The 15,987-nt window shown below is 57.0% G+C and carries 22 protein-coding genes; 13 read left to right on the top strand and 9 right to left on the bottom strand.

Annotated features, from left to right (window positions below; all coding sequences use genetic code 11):
* From JNB91_RS18195 to JNB91_RS18180, 4 genes are all read left to right on the top strand, one after another.
* A partial coding sequence (locus JNB91_RS18195; RefSeq protein WP_220326910.1) for a hypothetical protein occupies positions 1–266 on the top strand: 266 nt, incomplete at its 5' end.
* A 244-nt stretch (positions 267–510) separates the two neighbouring features.
* A complete protein-coding gene (ku, locus tag JNB91_RS18190; RefSeq protein ID WP_220326929.1) occupies positions 511–1,416 on the top strand; it encodes a non-homologous end joining protein Ku in 906 nt (301 codons plus the stop codon).
* Between the two features lie 12 nt (positions 1,417–1,428).
* Positions 1,429–2,241, top strand: a complete 813-nt coding sequence (gene ku / locus JNB91_RS18185) for a non-homologous end joining protein Ku (RefSeq protein WP_220326909.1) — start codon at positions 1,429–1,431, stop codon at positions 2,239–2,241.
* Between the two features lies 1 nt (position 2,242).
* Positions 2,243–2,566, top strand: coding sequence for a hypothetical protein (locus JNB91_RS18180; RefSeq protein ID WP_220326908.1), 324 nt, complete (start codon positions 2,243–2,245; stop codon positions 2,564–2,566).
* A 570-nt stretch (positions 2,567–3,136) separates the two neighbouring features.
* Here JNB91_RS18180 and JNB91_RS18175 read toward each other — a convergent pair.
* Complete coding sequence (locus tag JNB91_RS18175) at positions 3,137–3,313, bottom strand: hypothetical protein (RefSeq protein ID WP_220326907.1); 177 nt, start codon at positions 3,311–3,313, stop codon at positions 3,137–3,139.
* A gap of 122 nt (positions 3,314–3,435) precedes the next feature.
* Between JNB91_RS18175 and JNB91_RS18170 the strand changes: the two genes are divergently transcribed.
* On the top strand, positions 3,436–3,654 hold the full coding sequence (locus JNB91_RS18170) for a hypothetical protein (RefSeq protein WP_220326906.1): 219 nt from the start codon (positions 3,436–3,438) through the stop codon (positions 3,652–3,654).
* A gap of 4 nt (positions 3,655–3,658) precedes the next feature.
* Positions 3,659–4,330 carry an SOS response-associated peptidase gene (locus JNB91_RS18165; RefSeq protein WP_220326905.1) on the top strand — a complete coding sequence of 224 codons (672 nt, stop codon included), beginning with the start codon at positions 3,659–3,661 and terminating at the stop codon, positions 4,328–4,330.
* 207 nt (positions 4,331–4,537) lie between these two features.
* On the opposite strand, the gene JNB91_RS18160 is transcribed toward JNB91_RS18165, so the two are convergent.
* The 4 genes from JNB91_RS18160 to JNB91_RS18145 all read right to left on the bottom strand — a co-directional run bounded on the left by JNB91_RS18160 (position 4,538) and on the right by JNB91_RS18145 (position 10,625).
* On the bottom strand, positions 4,538–4,966 hold the full coding sequence (locus tag JNB91_RS18160; protein WP_220326904.1) for a nuclear transport factor 2 family protein: 429 nt from the start codon (positions 4,964–4,966) through the stop codon (positions 4,538–4,540).
* Between the two features lie 217 nt (positions 4,967–5,183).
* Entirely contained in the window at positions 5,184–8,444 is a 3,261-nt protein-coding gene (locus tag JNB91_RS18155) for an error-prone DNA polymerase (RefSeq protein WP_220326903.1), read from the bottom strand.
* Positions 8,441–9,952 (bottom strand): Y-family DNA polymerase, encoded by a 1,512-nt coding sequence (locus tag JNB91_RS18150; RefSeq protein WP_220326902.1) that lies wholly within the window; start codon positions 9,950–9,952, stop codon positions 8,441–8,443. Before JNB91_RS18150 ends, JNB91_RS18155 begins: the two co-directional genes overlap by 4 nt.
* A complete protein-coding gene (locus JNB91_RS18145) occupies positions 9,873–10,625 on the bottom strand; it encodes an ImuA family protein (RefSeq protein ID WP_220326928.1) in 753 nt (250 codons plus the stop codon). The genes JNB91_RS18150 and JNB91_RS18145 overlap by 80 nt, the downstream gene beginning before the upstream one ends.
* A 614-nt stretch (positions 10,626–11,239) precedes the next feature.
* On the opposite strand from JNB91_RS18145, the gene JNB91_RS18140 reads away from it, so the two are divergent.
* The 3 genes from JNB91_RS18140 (at position 11,240) to JNB91_RS18130 (ending at position 12,821) form a co-directional block, all read left to right on the top strand.
* Positions 11,240–11,479: a hypothetical protein gene (locus JNB91_RS18140; RefSeq protein WP_220326901.1), complete on the top strand. Its 240-nt coding sequence runs from the start codon at positions 11,240–11,242 to the stop codon at positions 11,477–11,479.
* 29 nt (positions 11,480–11,508) lie between these two features.
* The gene (locus JNB91_RS18135) at positions 11,509–11,721 is read left to right on the top strand and encodes a hypothetical protein (RefSeq protein ID WP_220326900.1); all 213 of its coding nucleotides are present in this window, start codon (positions 11,509–11,511) and stop codon (positions 11,719–11,721) included.
* A gap of 950 nt (positions 11,722–12,671) precedes the next feature.
* Complete coding sequence (locus JNB91_RS18130) at positions 12,672–12,821, top strand: hypothetical protein (RefSeq protein ID WP_220326899.1); 150 nt, start codon at positions 12,672–12,674, stop codon at positions 12,819–12,821.
* Here the strand turns inward: JNB91_RS18130 and JNB91_RS18125 are convergent.
* On the bottom strand, positions 12,808–13,014 hold the full coding sequence (locus JNB91_RS18125; protein WP_220326898.1) for a hypothetical protein: 207 nt from the start codon (positions 13,012–13,014) through the stop codon (positions 12,808–12,810). The genes JNB91_RS18130 and JNB91_RS18125 overlap by 14 nt on opposite strands.
* Positions 13,014–13,217 (bottom strand): hypothetical protein, encoded by a 204-nt coding sequence (locus JNB91_RS18120; RefSeq protein WP_220326897.1) that lies wholly within the window; start codon positions 13,215–13,217, stop codon positions 13,014–13,016. Before JNB91_RS18120 ends, JNB91_RS18125 begins: the two co-directional genes overlap by 1 nt.
* Before the next feature lie 156 nt (positions 13,218–13,373).
* Between JNB91_RS18120 and JNB91_RS18115 the strand changes: the two genes are divergently transcribed.
* Positions 13,374–13,589, top strand: coding sequence for a hypothetical protein (locus tag JNB91_RS18115; RefSeq protein WP_220326896.1), 216 nt, complete (start codon positions 13,374–13,376; stop codon positions 13,587–13,589).
* A 416-nt stretch (positions 13,590–14,005) separates the two neighbouring features.
* Complete coding sequence (locus JNB91_RS18110) at positions 14,006–14,248, top strand: hypothetical protein (protein WP_220326895.1); 243 nt, start codon at positions 14,006–14,008, stop codon at positions 14,246–14,248.
* Positions 14,249–14,395: 147 nt separating this feature from the next.
* Here the strand turns inward: JNB91_RS18110 and JNB91_RS18105 are convergent, their stop codons facing one another.
* Positions 14,396–14,545 (bottom strand): hypothetical protein, encoded by a 150-nt coding sequence (locus JNB91_RS18105; protein WP_220326894.1) that lies wholly within the window; start codon positions 14,543–14,545, stop codon positions 14,396–14,398.
* A gap of 55 nt (positions 14,546–14,600) precedes the next feature.
* On the opposite strand from JNB91_RS18105, the gene JNB91_RS30810 reads away from it, so the two are divergent.
* Both JNB91_RS30810 and JNB91_RS18095 read left to right on the top strand, forming a co-directional pair.
* Complete coding sequence (locus JNB91_RS30810; RefSeq protein ID WP_346269362.1) at positions 14,601–14,906, top strand: hypothetical protein; 306 nt, start codon at positions 14,601–14,603, stop codon at positions 14,904–14,906.
* A 166-nt stretch (positions 14,907–15,072) separates the two neighbouring features.
* Positions 15,073–15,714 carry a hypothetical protein gene (locus tag JNB91_RS18095; RefSeq protein WP_220326893.1) on the top strand — a complete coding sequence of 214 codons (642 nt, stop codon included), beginning with the start codon at positions 15,073–15,075 and terminating at the stop codon, positions 15,712–15,714.
* On the opposite strand, the gene JNB91_RS18090 is transcribed toward JNB91_RS18095, so the two are convergent.
* Positions 15,711–15,971: a hypothetical protein gene (locus tag JNB91_RS18090; protein ID WP_220326892.1), complete on the bottom strand. Its 261-nt coding sequence runs from the start codon at positions 15,969–15,971 to the stop codon at positions 15,711–15,713. The two genes, JNB91_RS18095 and JNB91_RS18090, sit on opposite strands and share 4 nt — an antisense overlap.
* Positions 15,972–15,987 lie beyond the last annotated feature (16 nt).

The following is a 15,987-nucleotide window of genomic DNA, read 5'->3' as shown; positions in this document are numbered from 1 at the left end:
GCGACTGCATGTCGACCGCGGAGACAACCGTGCTCCCAGCACAGGACGAATTTGCAGGACTGAAAGATGTCGAAAGAAAATCTAGAAAAGATGTCGCGCTCGCAACACGGCAACGAAGTACCTTGTTTAAAATCCGCTTGACCCGATGCAGGCGATTAGACAACGAATACGAACTGCCGACATCAGAACGAAAAGGTGCATTGTTTCAGCATAACACCACCAATCTTCATAGAAGATTGATCCGATTGGCTTCTCGGCGGACATAGCGCTTGTCGGTTCCGGTATCGATCAGTTCTCTCTTCGACATCTGAATTCTCCATCGGTTGCGATAAGCGGATAACTCGCGCGCGCCCGAAAAGATGCATCGAATCCAGAGGCTTGATTTGAATCTCCTGGTTACGGTGGAAAACTGAATCAAGCCATTGAAAATGATTCGTTTTTCGAGTCGGAACTGAGTCGCAGATGACGCAGTTGAATCGCATAGGTTGCGTCTTGTGCGAGGAGTTCGATATGGCCGGTCAGCGCGCTCAATGGAAAGGCTTCATCAAGTTTGGCGAAGTGACGTGTGGGGTGGCGCTTTACACGGCCGCCTCGACCTCGGAGCGGATCACATTCAATACGATCAACACCGCGACCGGAAACCGCGTCAATCGCGTGTTCATCGACAGCTACACAGAAGAGCCTGTACCAAAGGAAGCCCAGACCAAGGGTTTCGAGATCGAGAATGGCCAATACATCATTATCGATCCAGTGGAAGTGGCCGCCACCATTCCGGAAAGCAACAAGACGCTGGAGGTTGAAGCCTTCATTCCCTGCTCGGACGTCGACGATGTCTATTTCGACAAGCCGTATTACCTCACGCCCGACAAGATCGGCACAGACGCCTTTGCTGCCCTGAGAGACGGCATGCGCAGATCGAAAGTCGCAGCGATCGCCCGAACTGTCCTGTTTCGGCGGATGCGGACCGTTCTCATCCGCCCACACGGCAAGGGGCTGATCGCCACTACGCTGAACTACGACTATGAAGTTCGGTCATCGAAGAAAGCCTTCGAAGACATGCCGAAAATCAGGATCAAGGGCGAGATGCTGGATCTCGCCAAGCACATCATTTCGACAAAGAAAGGCGACTTCGATCCTGCGGCCTTCGACGATCGTTATGAGGCGGCACTGGCCGAGCTGGTGAAAGCCAAGATCGAGGGTAAAGCTCTGCCGAAACGCAAAAAGGTCGAGGTCTCCAAGCCGAACGACCTTTTGGCAGCGCTACGCGAAAGCGCTGGCCTCGGCAAATCCGCCAGCGACAAACCGAAACGCACTGCGGCCAACGCCAACAAGGGTGGTGGCCGTCAGCGCGCCGCGCGCGGGGCGGCATCGAAGACCGCCTCTTCGAAAGCTGCCCCGCAGCGCAAGGCCGGATGAGGAGACGAGATCATGGCACTTCGCCCCTATTGGAAGGGCTATTTAAAACTCTCGCTTGTCACATGCCCGGTCTCGATGATGCCGGCGACGTCAGAAGCGGAAAAGGTTCGGTTTCATACTCTGAACAGGGAAACCGGCAATCGTGTCGTCTCCCAATACATCGACTCAGTCACCGGCAAGCCGGTGAAGGATGAGAACGAGGCCAAGGGTTATGCCCGCGGCGAGAACGATTACGTGATCCTCACGGACGACGATCTCGACGCCGTGGCGCTGGATACGGTGAAGACAATCGATATCGAGAAGTTCGCGCCGGCCGACAGCATCGAGTGGGTGTATCTGGAAAAACCCCACTATCTGATGCCGGACGATCCCGTCGGGCACGAAGCCTTTGCCGTCATGCGCGATGCGATGAAGGCCGACAAGGTCGTCGGCGTCTCGAAGCTGGTGATCGGTCGGCGCGAGCGAGCCGTTGTCCTCGAACCGCGGGACGACGGCATTGTCCTATGGTCGTTGCGATTTGGCGATGAGGTTCGGCCTGAAGAGAACTACTTCGAGGATATCGATGACGACGCCGATCCAGACCTCATCCCGTTGGTGCAGAAGCTGATCAAACAAAAGACCGCACGCTGGTCGCCCGACATGGTCAGCGATCCAATCCAGGAAAGCCTGCTGAAGTTGATCGCCGAGAAAAAGAAGCGGCTGAAGCCCAGGAGGGCCGCAAAGGGCAAAAAGACAGAGGATGCGCCGGCATCGAATGTCGTCAACATCATGGATGCCCTACGCAAGAGCGTTGAGGCCGATCTCAAAAAGAAAAAGGCAGGCTGACATGCACGAAGAACCAGAGATCCGGCTGTGTGAGCCTGCGCCGTTTATCTATTTCGAGAACGGCCAAATCGCCGTGACCGATGGATCATCGGTCTGGCTGGTCATCGTCACCTGCGAGGCGATGAAGGCCACAGCCTCTCCGCCGGAGAAATCGTTGAGGCGGCTTGTCCGCTACGCCGAGTTGTATCGTGACCTTGCGGCAGCCAGCATTCGGCGGGGCGAAGAGCTAGATGGGAAGGTCTGGGTGCGAGAAAGCGACGTGCTCGCCGCGAAAAGTCCTAGTGGGACTTTGGGCCGGTCGACCCGAGCACAGGGGCGGATTTGACGCAGCGTGAACCGTTTCCACACACACCGGACGGTCGCTACATGGTGGTCCGAGGGCGACTTTGGAGGTTGAGCAATCCGAACCTGGATCAGGACCAACGACAGGCGCTCGTCTCGGAGCTCATGAATGCTCGCAGAGCGGTCAAGGACGCGAAAGACGATGAAGAGGCAAGAGCTGCCGCCCGTGCCCAAGTTGATACCGCGAAAACCGCGTTAGGCGAGCGCGGTCCGGTGTGGTGGACGGATGGGGCACCCGACTATAATCGCAAGCTCGCGAAGAGCACGCCTTACCGAAAGTGGTTTGAGGCATTGACGCTTACTCGTTAGGGGTTAGACCCACCTGAGGGGTTTGCTGGTGCCGCCAGATTGTTTGGCTCATTATGTGCGGGCACCGAAACGGACGATGTTGTGCGAGGATTGGTGGCTGGCCCAAGGAGATAACTTCCCAAAATGGCCGCGATCGCGACAATCACGCCGACAGCTATAAGTCGTAACACCCTTCTGTTCGTCCGGCTAATGTCCGTCATACGGCTTCCTCTCCTCTACCCCAGGCGATTGCCCCAGGGTGCGTTTACCCTCCTGGTGATGGCTCGGCTGCCTCGGCGCCCGCATCGTCTCCTGATGGACGCCTATCGGACGTGTTCTTTGGGGTCTCATCTTTATTGTCTTGCTTCTGCAGGTCGCGCTCAATCGTCTCACGCGAACCTTCGGCAGGATCCTGTTCGGGGTGGTCTTTTGGGTCGGTCATATCAAATCTCCTCTGTCCGTGACGAACCAGATCAAAGGTCGAAATGTTCCGTGCCGGACCGGCTTGATGATTGCACTCTTCCGGTATCTTGACCGCAGGCGAGCAAGCCACATGTCTTGGATATGAAACGTATAGCCGCGCCCGCGACTGACAAGCACCCGGATCGATTTCTGCAATGTCAGGAAGCGATGGCAGGAGCATTTTCTGAGGCAGCCGTGAAAGCTGGCTGGCGACCCGAAGAAGTCTCCGCTGCCATGGTCGAGCTTGCCGATCATTTGATGCTAGGGATAATCGCGAACCGCGACGTCGATCGCGACCTTTCGATCCTCAGGAGACAATGATCCGATGTGCGGCAGGTTTACGTTCGAGCATGAGTGGCCAGCCTTTCTTGATTTGTACGAGCTGGACTCCGCTCAGGAACGCGGACGAAATACCCAGGCTCGCTATAACATTGCCCCGTCGCAAGATGTCCTGATCGTTCACAACGATGTCGAGGGCAAACAGGTTGCACAGATCGCGCGGTGGTGGTTGGTACCATTTTGGGCAAAGGAACTGCCCAAGGGCGCGATGTTCAACGCTCGGATCGAGACCATCGGAACATCGCCGGCGTTTCGCGATGCGTTCAAGTCGAAGCGGTGCCTGATCCCGGCCGATGGGTTCTACGAGTGGACCGTCAATCCGGACGATGGCAAGAAGGACCCGTGGCTTATCACCCAGCCCGGCGGCAACCCCTTCTCGTTTGCCGGACTGTGGGCGCATAATGAAAAACTCGGCATCACCAGCTGCACCATTATCACCATGCCCTCGGCAGAGCCGATGACGCGTTTGCACGACAGGCAGCCCGCAATTCTCGATCCGGCGGCTTATAAGGAGTGGCTTGATCCCGCGACAAGCGGTGCGCGGGCGAAAGAGCTTTTGGAAAACCAGAATCTCGACGGCGTGTTAGAGTTTCATCGGGTCTCGAGAGACGTGAACTCATCAAGGTTCACGGGGAAGCCAGAGGTCAATCCGCTGTAAATCCGGCTTCGGCGGATGATGCAGGCGGCTTTGAGAGATTGAGGATCGCGGCGGACAGGTTAGGTGCTCGCCTGGCGCTTCGTTGCTCGCATCGAGAAACCGGAAAAACCGATGCGTTCACCATCTCCGTCGTGTTCGATTGGCACGCCGCGACCTCGTAAAGCGAACCCAGCCAGAGCGGAAATGTTCCATCGTCTCTTACTGGCTCTATTGGCTGGCAAGTTCGACATCGCTTGGCGTCAGATCATCAGAGTTTTGCGGGCTTCCGACATGGGCCACAAGTTCGCGCGGATCGAAATAGGCACGGAACGAGGATATCCGATCGTCTGCAAATTCCAGAACACTGACGCCACTGTAGGAGATAGCCTGTCCCTGGATCACGCCATCGCTTCGCCATTCCAGCATCGCGCTCCCCTCGCCTTCCGCGACGCTGACAAACTCAGAGGATATTTCCTCGAATGGCGCACGATATGCCGTCCAGAAAGCTTTCGCCGCTCCGCCATCATCTGCGTCATGAACTGTCAGTGGATTTGATAGAACCGCCTTGTCAGAAAAGAGCGCGGTGATGCCATCGACATCCGATGTTTTCTCGAGCTGATGAAGCGCGGTGATGAAGTCGTCTGCGAGCTTGTCCATTTGTTTTCCTTCCTGTGTCTGAAACGAGAACAGGACCCGGCTCTCATTGTTCCCCTATCAGTCAGCATCGGTGCGCTTGACAGTGCGCTACAACCGCATAGGTTCACGAGGCCTCGACGTGGCTCTTGCCTTCCGAGGCTCTCGTTGGACTGGTTGCTTTGGGAGGAGCATCCAGTCCAACGACGCTATTTGCGTCGATGTAATTGGACGTCATGTTTCAGTGAAAATTTCTACTCTTCACCTTCAGCGTGTCGATGTGAAGATCCGGTACGAAAATATCGCGAACCTTGTTCGGTTTCGGCCGATCCCGGGCATCCCCACCCCCCGGTGAGCCATGGGCGAACTCGTCGCCGCGTCCGGTCGGATGCTTAAACTCGGAATCGCGATCGGACAGGGCTGCAAGATCCCCAGACAGATCCTCAAGCTGCCGCGCAATCAGATGAACGACCTCACCCTCGCGCTGGATCTTGCCGTGGATCGCCATCATGCTGGCACCAAGCACGACGCGTCGTCGCTTTTCGAACAGGCTTGGCCACACGACCACGTTGGCAATGCCAGTCTCATCCTCGATGGTGATGAACATCACCCCCTTGGCGCTGCCCGGCTTTTGGCGGACCAGCACGAGACCGGCGGCGCAGACAAAACTCTTGTCTCTTGCATTCATCGCGTCGGCGCAGGTGACGATCCGGCGAGCCGTGAGATTCCGGCGAAGGAAGGATATGGGATGCTCCCTGAGCGTCAATCCGACATGGGCATAATCCTCGACGACGTTGTGGCTTTCGGTCATCTGCCTCAATGTTACCTCCGGCTCCTGCTGCTCGGCCACGGCTCTCTCCTCCCGTGCCGCTGCCGCGGCAAACAGCGGGAGCGGCTCGTCGCGGAGGGCCTTGATCGCCCATAGGGCATCTCGCCGTTCCAAGCCAAACGCCGGACGGAACGCATCGGCCTCGGCCAGTTGAACCAAGGCCTCGGCCGGCACCTCAGATCGTCGCCAGACATCATCGACAGTTTCGAATGGCCGCTCCATGCGGGCAGCAATAATCCGCGCGGCGTCTGCGACCGCCAATCCATCGACCTGCCGCATGCCAAGCCGGATGGCATGGCGGTCGGATCCCGGAATTTCTTCAAGCGTGCAGTCCCATCGCGAATGCTGAACCGAGATGGGCCGTACTTCGACACCATGCTTGCGAGCATCACCAATGATCTGGGCGGGCGCGTAAAAACCCATCGGAAGGGAGTTCATCAGCGCGGCGGCGAAGGCATCCGGAAAGTGGCATTTGATGAAGCAGGATGCATAGGCAATCAGGGCGAACGATGCGGCATGGCTCTCCGGGAAGCCGTAGGATCCAAATCCCTCCAGCTGTTTGAATGTCCTCTCGGCGAATTCACGCGTGTAGCCATTGTTGATCATGCCGTCGATCAGCTTGGCCTGGAAGCGGGAGACACCGCCGGTGAACTTGAAGGTCGCCATCGACTTGCGCAACTGGTCGGCCTCGCCAGCTGTAAATCCGGCGCAGACCATCGCGACCTTCATCGCCGATTCCTGAAACAGCGGCACGCCCAACGTTTTGCCAAGCACGGCTTCGAGCTCAGGCGTCGGGTATTCGACCGGTTCCTTGCCCTCGCGTCGTCGAAGATAGGGGTGCACCATGTCGCCTTGGATCGGACCCGGCCGGACGATCGCCACCTGAACAACCAGATCGTAGAATGTCCGAGGCTTCAGTCGTGGCAGCATCGACATCTGCGCGCGGCTCTCGACCTGGAACGTCCCGAGCGTATCGGCCTTGCGGATCATCGCGTAGGTGGCGCTGTCCTCCTGCTTGACCCTGGCGAGATCGAGATCCTCTCCCTTATGCTCGCGGATCAGATCGAACGCCTTCTGCATGCAGGTCAGCATGCCCAGCGCCAGCACGTCGACCTTCATCATTTTCAGGGCTTCGACATCATCCTTGTCCCATTCAATCACCTGACGATCTTCCATGGCTGCCGGCTCGATCGGCACGAGGTCATCGAGGCGCGAGCGCGTCAGCACGAAGCCGCCGACATGCTGACCGAGATGCCTGGGGGCGCCCATCAGCTCGCGGGCAAGGCGAAGTGTCGTCACCAGGCGGTAGTCGTCCGGGTTGAGGTTCAGCTCGCGGACATTGCGCTCGGTAATCTCTTCCGACCACGACCAGAGACCGGATGAAAGGGCCTTGGTGACATCCTCGGGCAAGCCCATCGCCTTGCCGATGTCCTTGATGGCGCTCTTGGCCCGGTAGCGGGTGACGGTGCAAACCAGTGCCGCCCGGTCGCGGCCATAAGTCCTGTAAATCCACTGAATGACTTCCTCGCGCCGCTGGTGCTCGAAGTCGACATCAATGTCCGGCGGCTCGTTCCGCTCCTTGGAGACGAAACGTTCGAACAGCAAGTCATTGGTTTCCGGATCGATGCTGGTGATGCCGAGGATGTAACAGATCGCTGAATTTGCCGCCGATCCCCTGCCCTGGCAAAGGATGCCCTGGCTGCGGGCGAAACGGACGATGCTGTAGACCGTCAGGAAGTAGGGCGCGTAGTCCATCTCCTTGATAAGGTCGAGCTCGTGCCTGACGGATCTCAGAACCTTTTGCGGCAAGCCTTCGGGGTAGCGGATCGGGATACAGTCACGGACGCACTGTTCGAGGGACTGCTGGGCGTCCATGCCATCGATCAAGGCCTCTTCGGGATACTCGTAGGTCAGCTCTTCAAGCGAGAACCTGCACTGCTCGACGATCTCCATCGTCCGAGCGAGTGCTTGCGGATATCGGGGGAAGAGCCGCTCCATCTCCTCCGGTGGTTTCAAAAAACGGTCGGCAAACCGCTCCCGGTCGAACCCGACCGTATTGATCGTGGTGCTTTCACGGATGCATGTGACAATATCCTGGAGGCGCCGTCGGGACGGTTCATGGAAAAGTACATCGTTGGTAACGACGGTTTTGACGCGGAATTTCGCCGCCATGTTCGCTAGCTCGTGGAGCCGCATCTGATCGTTCGGCCGCCGTCGAAGACAGAGCGAGACATAAGCCCGCCTCCCGAAAATCTCTGCCATCTTGCGCAGCTGCACGGCGCAAATCTCATCTGGGAGGTTCGGCACGAGAATGCCGATCAGGCCGTCTGCGTAAAGGGCGACATCATCGAGGTGGAGGATGCAATTGTCCTTGCCACCCCTGCCCTTGCCGAGCGTAATCAACCGGGTCAGCCGGGAGTAGGCTGCTTTGTCGGTCGGGTAGACCAGGATCGACATGCCATCCTGCAGATCGAGACGACATCCGACCACGAGGCGAAGCCCCGTGTCACGCGATGCTTCCAACGCGCGCACGATCCCAGCCAGCGAATTGCGGTCAACCACACCAAGTGCCTCAATGCCGAGTGCCTTCGCGGCGGCGAAAAGCTCCTGTGCGGACGATGCCCCTCGCAGGAAGCTGAAATGCGTCGTTACCTGGAGTTCGGCATACTTCATGCAAAGATCCCGTGCATGAACCATTTGTGCGATCCGGTCTCCGGACCTACGCCGTCGCCGGAGCGGAAAATCCAGAAGCGCTCGCCGTCATCGTTCTCGATAACGAAATAGTCGCGAACAGCTTCGAGCTCGCTCGGCCGCATCCACCACTCGCCAAAGATGCGCTCAGGGCCATCGGCCCTTCTGACGCGGTGGCGTTTGCCGCGCCAAGTGATGGTGGCGGGCGGATAGTCCGGCATCATCGCGATCGCCTGGATCTGCTCGGGTCGGCTGAACAAGCGAACCGGTCTCCGCCAATGACTGACCCATCCTTCTTCGACGGCTTCCGCGACGGCGGACACTCGCTGAATACTGCGCTCCGGGACATCGGAGGCGAAGGGAGCAACCCTGTAGACCCGCTGCCCGCGATTGGCGAAAACATCGATCAGCGGCGTGATGTCGCTGTTTTCTTCCTCCACGAGCGAGGAAACCTTCTGCTCTTGCGCCAAGGGCTCCGCGGACACAGCCACCAGCGTCAGCTTCTCGATGCCAAAGCCCGGCTCGATCTTTTCGGTTCGGTCGCGGAAAAGCTTGGTGAGCCAGGCGATATCGCGCGCGGGCTTCGCCGTTCCGGCCCGTATCGCCTGGATCGTGTTGTCGACCTTGTGGACTATCAGATCCGTGCGCCGGGCACCGAGCCCGCGCTTCTCCAGTTCGGCAACGAGCTGCACAACCAGCCGACCAACGTATTTGTTGATCGTCTCGGCAGCGCCAATGGGCTCCTGGAACGATCGTGAGACCTCGACGAGGTCGGCGGTCCGGATGGGCTCGATGGGCTCGTTCATGCGTCCGAACATTTGATCGAGACGACGGCCGACTTCCGGCCCGAAGCGAAGGGCCAGCGGTGCCCTTGGCGTGTTCGATAGTTCTCCGATCGACTGGAAGCCGAGAACCCGCAGGTCCTGCACCACCTTCTCCGGAAGCCTCAGCAGGGAAATCGGCAGCTTCTCGACGGCGCGGACGATCTCGCCGCGCGGCACGATCACCGTGTCACGCTTGATGGCCCGCACGCAGGCATGCGCTGCCCCCCAGGTGTCTGCAATTGCGGCCCGGGCGGTGAGCCTTCTGCCACGAAACATGTTGACGATGCCGGTGATCATCGGCAACTCGCCGCCCTGGAGATGATCGGCGCCTTCCGTATCGAGAACGAGACCATCGGTGCCATCGACGGCAACGATCGGTGAATAATGCCCGAGCGCCCAGAAGCCGAGGCGATCCAGCTCCATGGCATCAGCTGCGGGGTCCGCATCGACGAGCATAAGCCCCCGAAAGATTGCCTGCGCCTTGGCGGCTGGCATCCCCACCCTGACACCGATCTGTCTCGCGGTATGATCGGCCGCAGACACCCAGCGCTTGGCACCGCTACTGGCGATGACGGCGATCGGACGGTCATCCGGAATAGCGGGATCGTCCCGCCTGATCCTGTCCGTGGCCAGATCCGGAAGATAGATGGATACGACCCTTGTCATCACACGCTCCGACGTAAAACTCAGCACACTCGCCCGCACGCGATCTCATTAATTCCAGAAACCATCTTGGCCGCCCGATCCCGGGAACCGGGAGCGCCTCTGAAGGCAGAACGCTCACACGCCAACGCGTCATCGCTGCCGTCGGCTGACCGAAATCATTCGCTTCGGTTTGACGCCGCCATCGACGCACTACGAGAGCGATTGTCCCGGTCCGCTCCGCCACAAGTTGGAGCCGCCGACTGACGACCATAGGCAGCCTGACCATTTCGCCGACAACCGCTCCGAGACCACCGTATGACAGCGCCTCCTCCATGCTCGCAGCGACATCCTCCTCCTTGTCGCTTTCGACAAAGATCACCCGCTTGGAATGAAGCCCAGCCTGAGCCAGTGCCGGGAAGAACAGATCGGGCCGTGTGAGACACCAGACGACCTGGCCTTTGGTGCGTGCAGCGATCCCGGCTGCAAACAGTGCTGCTGCAGCTCCGTCGACCGTGCCGGACCCGCCGCCAGCAAATTCATGGAGAGCGCCCTGCGCCAACCCACCGCCCGGCAGGATCGCATCAATTTCTGCCACGCCAAATGGCAGACAGCCAGCCTTCTTGGCGCCTTCTCCTTCAATCGAAGAGATGCGTTCGCGCAGATCTGCCAGGACTTGGGCGCGGACAGCCGACATCATTCGCGGAATCCTTTCGGTTCGCGTTGATTGAAAACAAGGCGACGTCATGCCGCCAGAACAGTTGATGTTCTGTATCTGTTCCGTTAGGAGAAAAGAGTCAAGCGGCCAGAAAATAGGAATAGAGTCTCATAATTTTAGCAATCTCGCGGATTCTCGTTGTGAATCAGATCGCTAGAAATCGGGTCGAGTGGATTAGAGAGTTGAAGAAAAATTTTGGGAGCCTCGCATCCCCATAGACTTAAGGCTGAGATACGCTTGAAACCAAAAGAAATCGCAGTCTCGACCTCAGCGCCACCTCCGTCAGGTGAAAGCGTCCATGATAACGGTTGAGTGCCGCGCATGTGGGCGAACCGATACGCTTGAGTGCGAAAGCATGGCGCGGGAATGACGTTCGCCAGGTTGCGGCGCATGGCGGCGATGGGCTGCGATCGCCTGATCAGCCTTAAAGGAGACCGGTGCGAGACAAGGTTCCCGTGCCTTGAACCGATAGCGCCTCCGCCCGCCGGTTCTCCAACCTGAAGCTCTGTTCGGATTTTGATTGCGCACGCCCGCTTGCAGCCTATCGAAACACCCGCGATAATCCCTGCCCATTCATCGATCAGCAAGCTCCTATGGACTCGATAGACCGACCCTCGCGTGAACGTTCACAGCTCTCCGGCCGCTACACCGACAACGGCATTACCGTCATCGTGGAAATCTTCAAACCTTCTGGCAGCGCCGCTTGGTATATGGAAGTGACAAGCTTAGAACAGCAGGTCACCGGCTGGAGTGAAACATTCGCTTCCGATCAGGAGGCGTGGGACGAGTTCATCTATGTCGTCAACACCGAGGACATCTCGGTTTTTCTGTAGCCTCGCCGACATCTTTGGGAATTGTTGAGTTGACGATCGACAGTGAAAAACGACGGATGATCTTCGAGCGCGCCCGCCAGAAAGCGTTGGCCAGAGGAATGCCGATCGACGAGGATCCCGAGTTTCTGACGTTGGTGGAACTGTGGATACTTGGTGAGATCGAGATGTCAGAGCTCCGATCCCGCTACAACGGCCTCGTCACGCAGCGGGCAAGATGGAAGATCCCTGCGGCAGGCTCATAGCGCGCAGGTTGATGCGACCGGCCCACAGGCTCGTCTCTTGAGAGACACATGGCGAGGACGGCATCGTGAGAGATGACGACTAATATCGCCATCTCTGCCAGTCGGCTTCGTCTCACTGGGATAGGCTCACAAACAGATTAGCGGTGCGGTCCGATAACGCTTTCAACAGCGAAACCCGTTACATTCCACCGATTTTAGCGCTTGTGTCACGGCGAAGGTGCGGCGGCACATCTCCAAGTTCGGCGAGCTTGCCATTCTGTTTCAGGCTTCGGCTTCCGAACCCTTTTTCGTTGCGGGAACAAATCGCAAAACCACGAAGTTCCACAAACAGCCGATGCCTTCGCATGGACGTCGGCTTTCCTTGTACTGCTCCCCTCACCGGCTCAGTCCGGTGGGGGTTGCGGCAACCGGAACTCAAGAAAAATAGCGATCTCGCATGGCATACAGTAGATTACGCATCCTCATCATGGCGCTTGGTCCACGCGCTTTCAAACCCCTCCCTGACGGCGTTGGATTGAAGACGGCAAATCAAGCCAAGAGCGAAGGGCTAGTCGAAGCTGACGGAGAATTGTCCGCCAAAGCGAAGTTCCGGCTCACGCCAGCGGGGCTTGCGAAAAAGTCCGTCTATGGTGGATCGCAGCGTGTAAAAAATCGCTGACGCGTTAACGGAACCAACCAACACAACCGACGTTATCGGCGCAACCGCTCTGTATGTCCCCTCTCAGGTCGGCTTCCTCAGACCCGCTGCGCTCCCCAACCTTCGCAGCGGGTTTTTCTTTGGACATAGGAACGATTGCGAAACGATCCGGTTTGGCTGCTGCCGATCTCATTGCCCAATAGATCGGTTTGCGATGGTGCCCTTCGGCTTCCTCTCTCACGGACCCGCCGAAGGGCATTTCTTTAGGAACTCAGCTGAGTTCCGATCGGTTTCCCAATACAAAGGAGACCTCATGCCGTATCTCGCAAGCCGTCGTTCGCCCGAAGCTGATCAGCCACCCAATCCAGTCACCGGATATCGCAGTTTGGTTTTTGCGGTCGTGTCGGTTGTGTTCGCCATTGCTGTGCTGAGCGTTTGCGTCCTGACCGTCACAGCGGCGTGATAAGCCTCAACCGGTTCCCCGGCAGCAATTCGATCGTCTTCTTGCTCTCAAGATAGAAGAGCGCATTCACCAGCATTTCTTGGCTGTGTCCCGCCTTCATCAGCGGTACGCCGATGTCGAATATACTCATCGGCGTATCCGGCTTCGCATCTAGCACCCGCAACTGTTCAAGGACAGCTTCGACCGCCTCCATTACCGATCTCGCTCAAAGGAAGGTGTCCAGCCGCGAGCCGCACCATAGCTGAGATAGAGGCTTGCCGTTTCAAGCTGCTCACACAGAAATTCGGCATCGGCGATGACTGATCTCAGAGCCGCCAACGCGTTGCCACCGAACGCGTCCAATACGTCTTGCGCCTTCTCGATATCGATTTCTTCGATGCGGGGAACAGCGGACATAACACCCTCCAAATAGGATTATGTTCCTGTTATGTTCTCATCGCACTACAGAGTCAACGTCGGTTAGCGCATTCACATCTAAGCTATTGCAACTTCTCGCATCTTTTCGACGCCCCGCCGTCTCTGTTAGGTTATGGCAAAACTGGGGCACAACAGATGTACTTCACCGCGTTCGAAGCGCTTGAACCGCGCGATCTTGACGAGTTAAAAAGCGTCCTCGAAGAGACACGTCTGGATCGCGGTATCGATGCTCGCGACCCTACCCTAGACGACCTAGCTCGTGATCTCGTAAATCTATGGCTGGCGGGTTTTCGCGGTTCTTGCGAACTGAAGGCGATGATGAAGCCGCTGGATCACCATTTGGTTCAATGACGAATTCGGGACTTGAACCGGGCGTTCATTAAAAGCTCTTGCTTCGTTGCAAACGTGCCGAAAAGCTTGGTTAGGCGCAATCGCTCATCGCTCGTCAGCTTGTACTGAAGCGCGAAGTCGATGATTGTCATCACCGCTGCGCGCCTTCAACCTTCAACTCAATCTGCTCCGCGTTCGCGTCACGACGCGAAGTGGAAGCCGAAGTTTCCGTACGGAATCGTACAAAGAGTAAAGTCGACCCTACTGCCCTTCGCAGGGCTTGAAAGTAACATTTGATTGAATCAGGTTGAGGCTCCAAAAAAGTTCAACCACCTTTCCGACTCAATATTCGTAATCTAACATATAAATGCTGAGGAACTTACGAAGGCGTGACCAATAAGAACGCGCGCCAACAAGAGTAAAATGGATACATAATCATGTTTTCACAAGTTACTCCCAAATTCCAGCTTCCCGAATTTGGGCTATTTACGTGGAATGTACCAGAAAACCGGCTCGTCGCGGATGAGGTGTACGCGAGTATTTACGGCTTGAGTGCGGATAAGCTTGCCAAAGGCATTGAGATCGAAGAAGTGATAGGCCTCATATTTAAAGACGACAGGGAAATGTGCGGCTCGTTCAACGCATGCTTCCATTCTAGCGGGAAAGCTTGGAACGATTGACTACCGCATCTCTGTAGGAGGTCTGCTTCGCAACGTGTCTGCCTATGGTCGCTGTCTTCGCGATGAAGATGGCATCCCGTCATATTTCACGGGCGGCGTTGCGCTCGATCTCTCGTTTTCGTTTGCTGACAGCAGACACAAGCGAGATCACTGATCTTTTGGCTTATCGCGGATGGCTTGCAGCTTGACTATCGTCGCAGCCACCTTGGCTTTGCGCTGAGCAGCATTTGGCTTCTTCGTCGTTTGTCCGGCACGGAGTTGGCAGCGAAAACGCTTCAATGAATCCAACGAATCCATACATCCTCCCCCCCCCCTTTTCCACATTGCGTTGTGGATGATGGCAAACAGATAAATATACGTTTCAGAGGATACGCATATTAGTTGGACATATCGCGGCGAGCCGTTCACCAGCGCCGACATCGGGGATCACGTCGGCTTCGTATACCTACTGACAGATCGGATCAATTCTAAAAAATTCGTTGGCAAGAAGCTGTTCTTCTCCACCAAGACCCTGCCCCCGCTGAAAGGCGGCAAGCGGAAGAAGACCCTGGAATCCGATTGGCAAACCTATTGCTCTTCATCGCCGGTTATTAAAACCATAGTCGCAGAACACGGCATTGACCGGTTCCAACGCGAGATCGTCCATCTATGCCGGTAGAAAGGCGAGATGAGCTACCACGAGACGCGCCTTCAGTTCGTTTACGACGTGCTGCTATCGGATGAATGGTATAACGACATGGTGATGTGCAGGATCGCATCGAAGCATGTGAAGAGCCTTAGCGCTACCACCACGCTAAACGGGCTATAGCCGACAAGGACGCAAGATGTTCGCGCATATAGCTTCCAAATACGACCGCCGACTATTGAGCACGGATTGCGGAGCTATTGCGATCTTCATGCCGATGCCTTTTTTCCAGATCAGTTCCATGCCAGCCTCATCTACTGAAATTTGCTGGCACACCATTTATACCGACATTTGCAAACCGGAAACACTAAATATAGTATTAACGGCAACATCGGACCAGCACGACATATCCTATCATCGTGGACGTATGCGGGGACGAAGACGCAAACAGAAACAAGGCATGTTCGCCCAACTCAATCTCTACGCAATCATCGCCCTCTTCATAGCCCTCATCGCCCTTGGCGGGGGCTGGTACGTCTCTCACCGTATTTCTACTGCTGAGATCGACACCCTGACACAGCGCAACGCGGTTCTGACCAACGCCGTCGAGACCAACGAACGCACTATCGCCACCATTATCGCCGATGCAGCCCCCCTTGCTGCCACCAATCAAAAGCTGACACACAGCATCATTGCGACCGAGATGGAACAGGCTGCAAGCTGGAATGCGATCGACGCGCTTGATCTGGCGACGGACAGCGATGACGCGGGAATTGAGAAGCAGGCGAACTATGCCTTCGCCGCTTCAATTAGTGCGCTCAGGGCGGCATCAAGTAACTAAGCTTCAGCCTTTGGGACAAACTGCCAAGTTGCTCCATCAACCGCCACTGCCGTGAGGTATTCGGGTAACCGCCCTAATTGCGCGGTGACAGCTTCCAACCCCGCCACGCTGCTGAGAAACGTGATCAAATCAGGCGCTTCAGTCTCGGCAGCATCAATACAAAACCCGTGGATCACACCAAGCTCAACAGTCTCGCGGGGAGTGATCTCGCGCATGCTTACTATGACCGCCTTCACCAATTCTTCAAAGCGTTCCATGCTCTTCTCCAACCGG

The organism is Aliirhizobium wenxiniae (assembly GCF_019511445.1).
Taxonomy (GTDB): Bacteria; Pseudomonadota; Alphaproteobacteria; order Rhizobiales; family Rhizobiaceae; genus Neorhizobium; species Neorhizobium wenxiniae_A.
This window is presented reverse-complemented; position numbering and strand designations above follow the sequence as displayed.